The organism is Kiloniella majae (assembly GCF_002118315.1).
GTDB classification, from domain to species: domain Bacteria; phylum Pseudomonadota; class Alphaproteobacteria; order Kiloniellales; family Kiloniellaceae; genus Kiloniella; species Kiloniella majae.
In genome coordinates this window covers 50,592-63,013 of sequence record NZ_MTSZ01000006.1, presented here as the reverse complement: position 1 = coordinate 63,013, position 12,422 = coordinate 50,592, and the positions used below count along the sequence as shown (strand labels likewise).

Below are 12,422 nucleotides of genomic sequence, written 5' to 3'. Positions count from 1 at the left end.
GTTCCCAAATTATTATGGTGCTTCATGCCTAAACAAATTCCAGATGAAACAAAAAATGGTATTTCCCGCCTTATTGACCTCATGAAAGATCTCAGAGATCCGGATGGCGGCTGTCCTTGGGATATAGAACAGAACTTCCGTACAATTGCACCATATACCATAGAAGAAGCCTATGAAGTTGCTGACGCGATCGAAAAGAACGACCCAGTGTCGCTCAAAGATGAGCTAGGCGATCTTTTATTACAGGTCGTTTATCATGCCCAAATAGCAAAAGATGAAAATTTATTTGATTTTGAAGATGTAGCTCAAGCAATTACAGAAAAGATGATAAACAGGCATCCACACGTATACGGAGATGTCTCTCACGATAATGTCGAAGAACAAAAACTCGCGTGGGAAGAGCTCAAAGCAAAAGAGCGAGAAAAAAGACAGGGAAAGGAAGAAAACAGCGTACTCGACGGAATAACAGTCGGGCTACCCGCAGCCACACGAGCTGTAAAACTTCAAAAAAGAGCTGCCAAAGTTGGTTTTGATTGGCCTGACCTCTCCCCTGTTATCGATAAAATTCACGAAGAAATTGATGAACTGAAAGATGTTTTACAACTCGAGCAACAAATCAATATGCCAGATCAAAATGACCGGGTTCAACACGACCGGGCTGAAGATGAACTTGGTGATGTATTATTTTCAGTTGTAAACTTGGCGAGACACTTGGATATAGATCCTGAACAAGCACTGCGACGTACGAACCAAAAGTTTGAAAAACGCTTTCGCACTGTCGAAAAAACAATCCGAGATAATGGATTAAATATCCAAGACATGTCATTGGAATATATGGAAAGTATCTGGATATCAAGTAAGAAAAATGAATAATGTTTTGTAACCTTTATATCTCATCACCGGTTTGGATAATTAAATCTTGAGCTGATATAAATGGCTCATTACGATCAACAGAAAACTTCTTTGATCCAACTTCATTTCTATAACCTAGCTCTTCTAATTGAGACTGATCTAGTATTACTTCATATTCGCCATAAGGAATACGATCGAAGAAAAAATAACCATCGTAAGCACTCATTGTTTCGGATATTTTTTGCCCCTTACCATCAACAAGGGTTACCCTTAATCCTGCACTACTTTTTTCTGTAATTTCAAGCTCACCCTCTGCCGTTAGAGTACTATCTTTAAGAATTACAAGACCATCGACCTCACCAGTTTCTATAACGGGAAATTGCAATGTCGTCGTTGTCCCAGGCCTTAGAATCAACTTCTTAGGTTTACCGGATGATACCCAGAACGGATCAACCAATGTGCCATCATTAAGGCCGATTTCAACTTCCCGATAGGGCTCCAAGCCGACAATAAACGCCGTACCATCTGCAGATGTCTTGATATCTCGTGATAATGCTACGCCGCTAAAACCGGCATTTTCGATCAAGCTATCATCAGGTCCATAAATTCCATCGTTATCTTTATCGAGAAAAACCTGTGCACTTACAGCACTACGGCGAGCAAAAGCCTGGTTTTTCATTGCAATTCTCCCCGTGCCAGGATCATGCCCCAAGCTAAATGACAGCCCCATCCGCGCATTATAATTACCGTCACTATCCGCCTCTAAATTGACCCCCAATGCAAAATTATCAAACCGATGATTTAAACCTGCAGAAGCCACGTTTAAGGACTGATCTCCTCCGGAATGAGAGAGACCAAAACGCGCCCCCAAGTCTTCATTTATACGCCAATCAGCACTTAGAGATACTTTATCCAGCTCAGCTATAGGCGTAATTTTATAACCAACCTCCCCGCGCAGCCTGAAATCCCCCATCAAAGTACTTACCAACATTCTGGCATCACTATCGCTCTCTTGATCACTCCTGATACGCGCTGTAGAAGACAAAGCGAGATTAAAAGGCCTTACTACAGAGGAAATTCGTCCAAAAATCTGGGTTTCCCATTCTTTATCTTCAGAAATTTCATGGGTTACAGAAGCAGTTAAAGGTTGATTGCCCAAACCATAATCAGGAATATGGCCATTAACACGCGCCACCGTCTTGCTGCGCAAATGCCCGTCGACAGAATTATTATCTGATTGTTCCGAATGAAAGTTTTGAAACCAATTTTGTTCACCCGTAAATGACCATGACCCAAGTTGAGTTTGTGCCCGCGCGCCAATTGCTGTCCCGCCGACATCATCAACAGCAACATCCATATTCCCCAAAACACCAAAGAGAGTTGTTTGTGCCCCAACCTTCGCGTAATTCCGTCTTTTACCTTCATATGAAAGGGATGCAACGCCACCATTAATAGATAAAACTTCTGTTATTCCATATTCGGCCTGAGCAATAATTCGGTTTTCTCCATCATCTTCACGCGGATTTATTTTCTTTTGAAAGGAAATAAGATCTCGATTTGCCTGGTTAGCGGCGATCCTAAAAGATCCTTTTTGAGGTTCAGCTAACTCAGCTGTTACAAAATAACGCTCAAATTTTTCACGCCTTTGCCCTTGCGGGCCATAAAAAACCAACCGGAATTCGTTGAGACCAGAGACCGTCGCAACATTCGTAAACTCGTAACGCCCATCACCAACTTCAGTGTCTGTTTGAAAATCGATAAGCTCCCCATTACGATAGATTTCAACTTCCCAACCAACGGCAAGTTCCCCCCGCAAGGTCACCCTATTGGTTTGCTCTAATCTATTCAAATCAAAAGAGGAAACTGAAAATCCACGGCCAACTGTATTATCCGCAATCAGGGCCAAATCTGGTGTCGTCACATCCCCCAGAGAAAATTCTCTGGCATCTAATGGGCCCAACAGGCCTCCATCAAGAGATCGTCGCCCCATATGCAATCGGATATTTGGGAATTCTTCTGCGCTATTAGCAACCAAGGTTGCTTCGCTATCCAGTCCACCAACAATACCAACAACTGTTGTTGTCTGCCTTACCTGGCCTTCAAGAGAGTTCTCGGTATTCCGCCCTGACGCATCAATACTGATATCCAGAAATGGCAATTCAAACCAATCATTTTTTGGAACGATAAGCTCTAAATCATCGCCCTTCACGCGACGCTTGATTTGTGAACGACGCGCTTCTTTTGCGATCCTTTCCTGAAGAGGAAAAGGTTCCAATGCACGAACACCAATTTGTAGATCATCAAAGCGAAGTTCTAAAACAAAAGGGAACCATTTTTCCAGTTCTGAAAAAGAGACATACAAATCATCAGGATGTCGCTCTACTTGCCCCTCTTTGATTAAAAGAGGTCTATCTTTCAAATTCACTGTCCCGGTTTTTAAATTTAAATCAAAAGTCCGATCATCATTCAAAAACCATCCTTGAGCAGTACCTTCATCAGGATTTACCTCAATAGGAAACTCCAGCGCATCAGCCAATGAAGCCAATGGCAGAAAAGCTTCTTTTCCATCAAAGAAAATAATGAAACCTTCCGACAGAATATAACCATCTAACTCAAGCCCAAAGACATAAATTTCATCATCAGGTCTTTCGTCCCAATCCAGTAGTGGACTTACACTGTTGCTAGCCTTGGCTTCGAAATTTCCAAATCCAAGGCTCAACAGAACAAAAAGTCCTCGGATCAATATCTTGATCTTGTAGGCCATATTGCTTGAATCGTGTGATCAGGGCCAAACAGGATTTATCGGATAGTTATATTATTAGAGGCGATTACAGGGCCGGTTTCTCCCTTGCGAGGGCGATAGTCAACACTGATCGTTTTTCCAGAAAGAGTCTGCAATTTCTCTTCCACAAGAGGCACCACAACCTCGCGATAAGGTGTGGAAAGATACACCGCGACGTTATTCAGACGCCCAACTTCTTTTCCATCAGATGACAAAATAACATCACCTCTAAGAGATTGATTACCTGTGCGGTTAATTCGAAGTGAAATAGCATCCGAACCATTCTCTTTTTTGGCAGGCTTTAGTTCAGTGATTTCCCCATTGCCAGAAAGGCTTCCATGGCGAACAATTATTGGAATTGAAATACCAAAAATTGTTTTAATTTCGACAGAAATCCCAGCGCGATTAGCTGTATTGGAATTGGCAGCTGTCGTTTCAGGTACTTGCTGGAAAAGTAAATGAGATCGGTATTCACCATCTTTCAAGCCTGAGGGACGTCGGTACAAAACCCGCACAGTTTGCGGGCTCCCAGGTTTTAAGGTTACCTGACGTGGCGCAAACCTGAACAAACCATTTGCAAACGCATCTTCACCAATCGGTTTATCAATCTCAAAAAGATTGCCCTGCGCGTCCATTCGATAATTGATAACCGAGATACGGTAGGTTTCAGTTTCTTGCCCTCTATTGGCAAGTGTCAGAACGGTATTCCTGTTTTTATTATCGAGCTCAACCAGTTGAGGCGATATGACGATGCCACCTGCAGCCATAGCTTTATGGGGAAAGTAACTTCCTATAATAAACGCAAATAAAAGAATAAATTTGACTAAAAATTTAACAAATAGATCGAAAAAAAAACTAACTCTTACTGTATCTGTCATTTTACCACCCTCAAACAAAAAGGAGGTAGCGATCCCTACGATCACTACCTCCTGAACAGATATTCTTAATAGTTGACTGTGACTGTGTAAGTGCCGGAATAAGCACCACTTGCCTGTGTGGCATTCACAACCATATCTCCACCAACATTGAAGACCAAAGAACCAGATCCATCTGTTGTCGGTGTTCCCCCTGCATTATGAGTAAAATTATTCAAAGCCATCGCTGTACCTGGCCCCGTTAAGGTACCATCGGTAAAACTGATCGTTACAGCCGTACTAGCATCCGCTGTAACCGTAAAGGCACCAGCTGCCGGCGAACCAGAGAAACTATATCCCGCAGGACCAGAAACTGCTCCGGAAGATGTCATGGTAACAGTACCACCAGATGCATCAACAGCTGTATTACCGAAATTCATTGTTGTATTCTCGACAACAGAAACTGCGGTTTGAATTTGCGCGGTAGCATTACCTGTTACATCGGCAGACAATGATACGGAAGACGAAGATGCAAAGGCTAAACTAACAGCACCAAACGCGAGAATCTTACTAAATACTTTCAACACACTACTCCTTAAAAACAACCATACTTTTTTATGTTTTCAAAACTGTACTTTATTATAGATCTACATTTACTTGTAAAATCTGCAATGATTGTTAGGAAGTTCGTATTAATTAAAGATTAACAGCATTTATTACTTATTGTTTACCTTTCAACCAAAGGTAAACAATTGCTACCCGATCACAGCTACTTAAACAAGAAACCTCTAGTTGATATTGACCATGAGAAATTTCACCAAGCACTCGGTTTTGCTGATTATTTATAGATTTTTTTCCTATTTGAGTAACTTTAGAGTTTTACAAGTTCATCTAAATAATTTGTCGAAATAAAAATGTCACTTATTACAAAAGAAGAAACCATAGGTATATCTTCCACAAGGCAAAGCCTTCTAAAAGATGCATACTTCTGTGAATAAAAAAGATTTTTTTATCTATAAGAATAAAAGCCACGCGAGAACAATCACCATATAAAAGCCAGTGATAACGCTTAAACCGTTCTTTGATGCTTCATTATTTTGTAGAGATTATTTAAGAGGAACAAATTCTTGATTAACGCAAAATATCATCAACTGATAATTCATATTCTTGATAGATCTTCTTAGGGCATTTTTCGTGATAATAGGCAGCATCATAGTTATAGACTGACAAACTAAAAATAACCCTACCCTCCGTTCCTTCAGTATAAACAGGTAGAATATGTCTCCAAGAATATAGTGCCTCACTTGGGTGATCCAGCTTTGCCATTACACACAGGGCTTTTTTTGCATCAAAAGTACGATTCCACTCCGACCTTATTTTTGTGGCAAGCTCAGAATCATATACCTCACTTAAAATAGAGTTCTTTAACGTAGTATGATGAGAAGCATTGACCATTTCTCCTGCCAGTCGACAAACATAATCGTGACGCCCTTCATCAAACACAAACACAGCGAGAGAAGAAAGTGCCTTGGGAAACTTTAAGACTTCGAACTCTTGCATAGACGGAAGTGTCCCCAGAGAGGCGACATGACTTGCCCACCACCTCAACACTCCGTCACTAATCGGACAAGTTAAAGCAAGTGATAACGCTTCATTATGTTTTGATAAATCAGACACGTAAGACAAACCACATTAAAATAGGTAACGTTACAATAGAGAGTGTTGTGGAAATAACGACAAGACTCGCCACTTCCTCCGGCTCCCTTTCATACAGCTGAGCAAATAGATAACAGAAAACGGCGACAGGCAAGGCGCACTGCAAAATAACAACTCCGGCCGCAGTGCCTTCAAGCTCGAGCAACCACACAATGCTCAAGCCGACAAGAAACCCCACTCCAAGCCTGAAAGTTGCCAACCCAAAACTTCTGCCAAGGTTAACCACCTTCAAACTGGCAAGTGAAACACCGAGTGTGATGAGCATAAGAGGAATAGTTAAATCACCGACGAGTTTCGTTGTATTTAAGATCCACCCTGGAACCGATAAATCAACGACCTGAACAACTGTCGCAATAAGCGTCGCAGGGATAATTGGCATGGTAATAAGTGATTTTGCAGAAAATTGACCGGAAACAAAAGCGACACCAACAGTCAACTGGATAACAACATAAACGGCAAAGAACCCAATCGCCAAAGCCAAACCTTCTTCACCAAAAGCAAGAAGGCAAAGTGGTAAGCCAATATTACCGACATTTGGCCAGGTCAAAGATTGCAGAAAGGTCCGCTGAGGCAACCCAAGTAAGGCCAAAAAGATCCCCCCAATAATCGCAAAAATAACATTTGCAAGTGTTGCCGCCCCTCCAATTGCCACAAGCGCATCCATCGAAAGATTCACGGTTGCCAAAGTATAAAACACCAGCGCAGGTGTACTAAAATAAGTCACCAGAAAAGTAACCATTGGCGTATCAAACTTACGGCCAGCTTTAGCCCAGATAAAACCAATGGAAATACAAATTAAAACGGGAGAGATGATCCCTAGAATCTCAGCAATCATTATTCAAAATCGCATACTTGAATGGAATCATACAATTTCAATTAAATGAGGCCATGTCAAAGAAAAGCCGGATATAAATCCGGCTTCATCTTGGGTTGTCGTATCGTCACGAAAATAGAGCTTTTGAATCTTTCGGAGCTTGATCCCTTATGCTCATACCGTAGTCCCTATCTACAATAGCAACGCGTAACCTATAATCAGAAAACACGCCCTCTCGTCCCTTCCTTTGAGTCTGTCGATGATCAAAGGAATTACGCCATGTCATAACAGCATCTTCATCGCGCCAAAAAGATAATGACAGAATTTTCCTTTCATCAACCAGAGACTGAAAGCGCTCAATAGAAATAAATCCATCAACATCTACCAGCTTGTCTTTCAAATCAGCAGCCAATGAAAGGTAATGATCTTTTTGTCCTTCAGCAGGTATCACTTCAAAAATTACGGCAATCATGGTGCAATAAAATTGGTATGAGGCAGAGAAGCATTCTTCACGAAAAGACGATCTTCTTTCAGAATGAATTTCTCTTTTTGAGCAAATTCATAGTTCGCTTTCCCAATCGGATGCGCCATCAATTTTTGTCGATAGGCCTCATACGCAGCCATGCTCTCAATATTGTAAATCCCATAGGCGGTTGTTGTTGAACCTTCATGCGGAGAAAAATACCCAACGAGATCTGCCCCGCATTCAGGAATAGCTTGCCCCCAATTCCTAGCATAGGTGTCAAATAGATCTTTTTTGTAGGGATCAATTTGGTAGGTAATAATACACGTAATCATTTTAACCTCTTATCATTCAGATAAAAGAGTATTACCATTTCCACACGTTAAAACGTTTCGCTTCAGAACGAAGTGTGAATATAGATTACAGCTGGTATTAGGAACTAAAACTCGAATAATCTTTGATGTATTTCATCCCAGAGCGCCTCATTTGGTGCCAATAACAACCCCTGTTTATTATATGCACCATAATTATAAGCTGTGCGATCAAGACAGGCCCCGTATCCACCCGCTTCACGATGAATAAGCTCACCCGGCAGATGATCCCAAGGCATTAGTCGGGTAAAAAGAGCAAATTGGGTTTTAGCTGTTGCCAAACGCTCATAATCAGCCCCGGCACAACGCAGTGTATTTACAGTATTAAGCTTTGATCTATTTTTATCTAATGATTTTCTAATAATCAGGTCCTGATCTTCCGACCCATGAAGCGTTCCTACACTCTGATCCAGGGCTTTAATAGCACCACTTATATCCAGCCCTTTACCATTCAGAAAAGCCCCCTCTCCGCTTCGGGCTTCGAGCATATCTTTATGGACAGGATTAAATATCCAACCAGCCACCGTTTCACCTTGATAAAGCAAGGCCAACATTGTTTTAAAAATATCCCGACCACGGGCAAAGTTATTCGTTCCGTCGATCGGATCAATGACCCATGTAAGCTCACGCTCATTCAACTTTTGTAACAAATCCGGACTGCGGGCGACCTTCTCTTCTCCTATTACCTGGCTACCGGGAAATAGATTAACTAGACGTTTTTCAATTAGCTCTTCGGCTTCAGTATCCGCAATTGTAACCGTCTCTCCGCCTTTTTTATACGAGACGTCACTTTCAGATAAGTTCTGAAATCTTGGCAGAATTGTCTGTTCAGCAACTTCATTTAAAAGCTCTGCCACCTTATCTAAATTTGAAAACATTACGCGCCCAACAGACTGGTTTTAAAAGTGAGACAGCGCATATCATTGATGACTTGAGACAATATCGTCGATACGATCCAAATGCTGTGTTTTTTCTTCGTCCGTCAGAAACGATCCTTCAATAGAGTTACGACATAACACAGCAATATCATCTTTGCTCAATTCCAAGGCTTCTGTAACTGACATAAAGTTGGCCGTCATATAACCGCCAAAATAAGCAGGATCATCGGAATTGATCGTAACCTTTAAACCAGCTTCCATCATCTTTCGAAGCGGGTGTTCTTTCATATCCGTCACGCCGCAAAGTTTAAGATTTGAAAGCGGACATACTGTAAAGGCAATACCGGATTTTGCCAGTTCCCGTGTTAAATCAGCATCCTCAATTGTTCTGTTACCATGATCGAGCCGATCAATCTTTAGCAACTCAATAGCCTCGCGGACATATTCGGCAGGTCCCTCTTCCCCCGCATGAGCCACCAATTTGAGATCCAAATCACGGGCCGCATTAAAAACCCGCTCAAACTTTGAGGGCGGATGCCCCATCTCACTGGAATCAAGGCCAACCCCAATAATACGTCCATCAAACCATGGTTTTGCCTCTTCAAGCGTTGCAAAAGCATCTTCTTCACTCAAATGACGCAAGAAAGACATGATAAGCTCTGAGCTCACGCCCAGTTTTTCTTGCCCATCATCCAAAGCACGCAATATACCATTTGTAACAGTAGAAAATGCAATCCCCCGACTTGTGTGCCCTTGCGGATCATAAAAAACTTCAACGTGGACAACACCTTCTTTGGCGACTTTTTCCAAATAAGCAAAGGTCAGATCATAAAAGTCCTGTTCCGTCTGAAGAACATTCATTCCCTGATAATAGATATCCAGAAAATCTTGTAAGTTAGAAAAATTATAAGCCTCTTTTATTTCATCAACGGACTGATATGGCAGTTCGATACTATTCCTTGTTGCCAAATCCATCATCATTTCAGGCTCTAATGAACCTTCAAGGTGAAGATGTAATTCTGCTTTTGGCAAGGCGTTGATAAAATTGCTGAGATCACTCATATATTTCTTCCAATTAATTCTTTATATAATGTTCTGACTCTAACGCCTTATCACTGCTTTGAAAATAGAATCACAGTGATTTTTCTCTCATTCCGTTTAAGCCATTATCCCCTTCATTAAAAATGAGACCTCTTATGGAAACACAAGCGACTATCTGTGATTGGGCCGAAGAAACATTTGGCCCCGTAAAGAACCCTAACGACTTGCTTAAAAGAGCTTTGTTAGAAACAACAGAATTATCAGAAGCTATTGAAGAAAATAATATCAAGGAAATAGGAAAAGAGACTGCAGATGTCGTTATTTTACTATACCGCCTACTCGATCAATACGGGTTGGACTTGAACAAGGAAATTAACGAAAAAATGACAATAAATCGCGCCCGGAAGTGGAAATCAAAAGGCGACGGCACCGGAAGTCATATCATATAAAATAATTCAGAATATATCATAAAAAAAAGGGAACCAAATGGCTCCCTTTCTTGATAGCTAAACAGATGTTTGGCTGGCTTAGAAGCCCATGCCACCCATACCGCCCATACCGCCCATGCCGCCCATGTCAGGCATTGCAGGAGCAGCTGCTTTGTCTTCGGGCTGATCAGCAACCATTGCTTCAGTTGTGATCATCAGTCCGGATACAGAACCTGCATCCTGAAGAGCTGTACGAACAACTTTAACCGGATCAATAATACCAGCAGCAAACAGATCTTTGTACTCACCAGTCTGAGCATCGAAACCGAAACCAGCTTCGTTTTTCTCTGTGATTTTACCAACAACGATGGAACCTTCGTAACCAGCGTTTTCAGAGATCTGACGGATAGGAGCTTCAAGTGCACGACGAACAACGTTGATACCAACGTTCTGATCGTTGTTGTCACCTTTAAGATCTTTAAGAGCAGAAACTGCAGAAAGAAGTGCAGTACCACCACCGGATACGATACCTTCTTCAACAGCAGCGCGTGTTGCGTTCATAGCATCTTCAACACGGTCTTTACGCTCTTTAACTTCGATTTCAGTAGAACCACCAACGCGAAGAACAGCTACACCGCCTGCAAGCTTAGCAAGACGTTCTTGTAGTTTTTCACGATCGTAGTCAGAAGAAGTTTCTTCAGCCTGTGCACGGATCTGAGCGCAACGACCTTCGATCTGTTCGCGGTCACCAGCACCGTCAACAACAACAGTCTCTTCTTTAGAGATGTTCACGCGTTTCGCAGTACCAAGCATATCAAGAGTAACGTTCTCAAGCTTGATGCCAAGATCTTCAGAAACAACTGTACCACCAGTCAGGATCGCGATGTCTTCAAGCATAGCTTTACGACGATCACCGAAACCAGGAGCTTTAACAGCTGCGATTTTCAGACCACCACGAAGTTTGTTCACAACGAGAGTTGCAAGCGCTTCGCCTTCAACATCTTCAGCAATAATCAAAAGCGGACGACCGGACTGAACAGCAGCTTCGAGAAGCGGAAGCATTGGCTGTAGGTTTGTCAGTTTTGCTTCGTGCAGAAGAATGTATGGAGCTTCAAGGTCAGCAACCATTTTCTCAGCGTTTGTTACGAAGTATGGAGACAGGTAACCGCGGTCAAACTGCATACCTTCAACAACGTCAAGTTCAGTTGCAAGAGACTTAGCTTCTTCAACAGTGATAACGCCTTCTTTACCAACGCGCTCCATTGCTTCAGCAATCATGTTGCCGATTTCAGCTTCACCGTTAGCAGAGATTGTACCGACCTGAGCAACTTCTTCAGATGTTTTGATCTGCTTGGCAGAAGCTTTAAGAGCTTCAACAGCTGTAGAAACAGCCAGATCCATACCACGCTTAACATCCATTGGGTTCATGCCAGCAGCAACAGCTTTTGCGCCTTCACGAACAAGGCCCTGTGTCAGAACAGTCGCAGTTGTTGTACCGTCACCAGCAACATCGTTGGTTTTGGAAGCAACTTCGCGAACCATCTGTGCGCCCATGTTTTCAAACTTATCAGAAAGTTCGATTTCTTTCGCAACAGAAACACCATCTTTGGTGATACGAGGAGCACCAAATGATTTGTCGAGAACAACGTTACGACCTTTAGGGCCGAGTGTAACTTTTACAGCGTTTGCAAGTACATCTACGCCACGAAGCATTTTGTCGCGAGCGTCGGTACCAAATTTTACGTCTTTAGCAGCCATAATCTTTAATTTCCTTTAATTCAGGGACCAGTAATATTGAAGCTTATTTAAAGCTAATATTATTGAAGAATGCCCATAATGTCGGACTCACGCATGATCAGTAGTGTTTTACCGTCAAGCTTCACTTCGGTGCCGGACCACTTGCCATAAAGAACAGTGTCGCCTTCTTTAACGTCGAGAGGAACAACTTTGCCATCATCGGAACGAGCGCCACTGCCAACAGCAGTAACTTTACCCTGCATTGGTTTTTCTTTTGCAGTATCGGGAATGATGATACCACCAGCAGTTTTTTCTTCCTGGTCTAGCGGCTCAATAACAACACGATCGTGAAGAGGTTTGAAGCTCATAGATCAACTCCATCAGAGTATATTAAAACAAAAAAATTTCGGGCACCCAAGGTGAGAGTTTTCTTATTGTTAGCACTCTCACCGAATGAGTGCTAACAGCGATATAGAACTCGGGTAG

General features: G+C 42.2%; 13 protein-coding genes. 2 read left to right on the top strand and 11 right to left on the bottom strand.

All coding sequences use genetic code 11. The features are described from left to right. Positions 1-24: 24 nt before the first annotated feature. The gene (mazG, locus tag BKB51_RS16075; RefSeq protein WP_085902145.1) at positions 25-873 is read left to right on the top strand and encodes a nucleoside triphosphate pyrophosphohydrolase; all 849 of its coding nucleotides are present in this window, start codon (positions 25-27) and stop codon (positions 871-873) included. Between the two features lie 13 nt (positions 874-886). On the opposite strand, the gene BKB51_RS16070 is transcribed toward mazG, so the two are convergent. The 9 genes from BKB51_RS16070 to BKB51_RS16030 form a co-directional block, all read right to left on the bottom strand. Further along, positions 887-3,616 carry a fimbria/pilus outer membrane usher protein gene (locus BKB51_RS16070; protein WP_085902144.1) on the bottom strand — a complete coding sequence of 910 codons (2,730 nt, stop codon included), beginning with the start codon at positions 3,614-3,616 and terminating at the stop codon, positions 887-889. A 35-nt stretch (positions 3,617-3,651) separates the two neighbouring features. Then, positions 3,652-4,512: a fimbrial biogenesis chaperone gene (locus BKB51_RS16065; protein WP_125911858.1), complete on the bottom strand. Its 861-nt coding sequence runs from the start codon at positions 4,510-4,512 to the stop codon at positions 3,652-3,654. 65 nt (positions 4,513-4,577) lie between these two features. After that, complete coding sequence (locus tag BKB51_RS16060) at positions 4,578-5,072, bottom strand: DUF4402 domain-containing protein (protein WP_085902142.1); 495 nt, start codon at positions 5,070-5,072, stop codon at positions 4,578-4,580. A gap of 547 nt (positions 5,073-5,619) precedes the next feature. After that, on the bottom strand, positions 5,620-6,165 hold the full coding sequence (locus tag BKB51_RS16055) for a hypothetical protein (protein WP_125911857.1): 546 nt from the start codon (positions 6,163-6,165) through the stop codon (positions 5,620-5,622). Beyond that, positions 6,158-7,039, bottom strand: coding sequence for an AEC family transporter (locus BKB51_RS16050; protein WP_085902140.1), 882 nt, complete (start codon positions 7,037-7,039; stop codon positions 6,158-6,160). The genes BKB51_RS16055 and BKB51_RS16050 overlap by 8 nt, the downstream gene beginning before the upstream one ends. 106 nt (positions 7,040-7,145) lie before the next feature. After that, entirely contained in the window at positions 7,146-7,490 is a 345-nt protein-coding gene (locus BKB51_RS16045) for an antibiotic biosynthesis monooxygenase family protein (protein WP_085902139.1), read from the bottom strand. Beyond that, the gene (locus BKB51_RS16040) at positions 7,487-7,816 is read right to left on the bottom strand and encodes an NIPSNAP family protein (protein WP_085902138.1); all 330 of its coding nucleotides are present in this window, start codon (positions 7,814-7,816) and stop codon (positions 7,487-7,489) included. Before BKB51_RS16040 ends, BKB51_RS16045 begins: the two co-directional genes overlap by 4 nt. 104 nt (positions 7,817-7,920) lie before the next feature. Next, a complete protein-coding gene (locus BKB51_RS16035; RefSeq protein WP_085902137.1) occupies positions 7,921-8,730 on the bottom strand; it encodes an inositol monophosphatase family protein in 810 nt (269 codons plus the stop codon). 42 nt (positions 8,731-8,772) lie between these two features. After that, positions 8,773-9,792 (bottom strand): adenosine deaminase, encoded by a 1,020-nt coding sequence (locus tag BKB51_RS16030; RefSeq protein WP_085902136.1) that lies wholly within the window; start codon positions 9,790-9,792, stop codon positions 8,773-8,775. Positions 9,793-9,926: 134 nt separating this feature from the next. On the opposite strand from BKB51_RS16030, the gene BKB51_RS16025 reads away from it, so the two are divergent. Beyond that, a complete protein-coding gene (locus tag BKB51_RS16025; RefSeq protein WP_085902135.1) occupies positions 9,927-10,220 on the top strand; it encodes a dATP/dGTP pyrophosphohydrolase domain-containing protein in 294 nt (97 codons plus the stop codon). A 78-nt stretch (positions 10,221-10,298) separates the two neighbouring features. Here the strand turns inward: BKB51_RS16025 and groL are convergent, their stop codons facing one another. Next, positions 10,299-11,957 carry a chaperonin GroEL gene (groL, locus tag BKB51_RS16020; RefSeq protein WP_085902134.1) on the bottom strand — a complete coding sequence of 553 codons (1,659 nt, stop codon included), beginning with the start codon at positions 11,955-11,957 and terminating at the stop codon, positions 10,299-10,301. A gap of 59 nt (positions 11,958-12,016) precedes the next feature. Beyond that, on the bottom strand, positions 12,017-12,304 hold the full coding sequence (gene groES / locus BKB51_RS16015) for a co-chaperone GroES (protein ID WP_046509756.1): 288 nt from the start codon (positions 12,302-12,304) through the stop codon (positions 12,017-12,019). Positions 12,305-12,422: the final 118 nt, after the last annotated feature.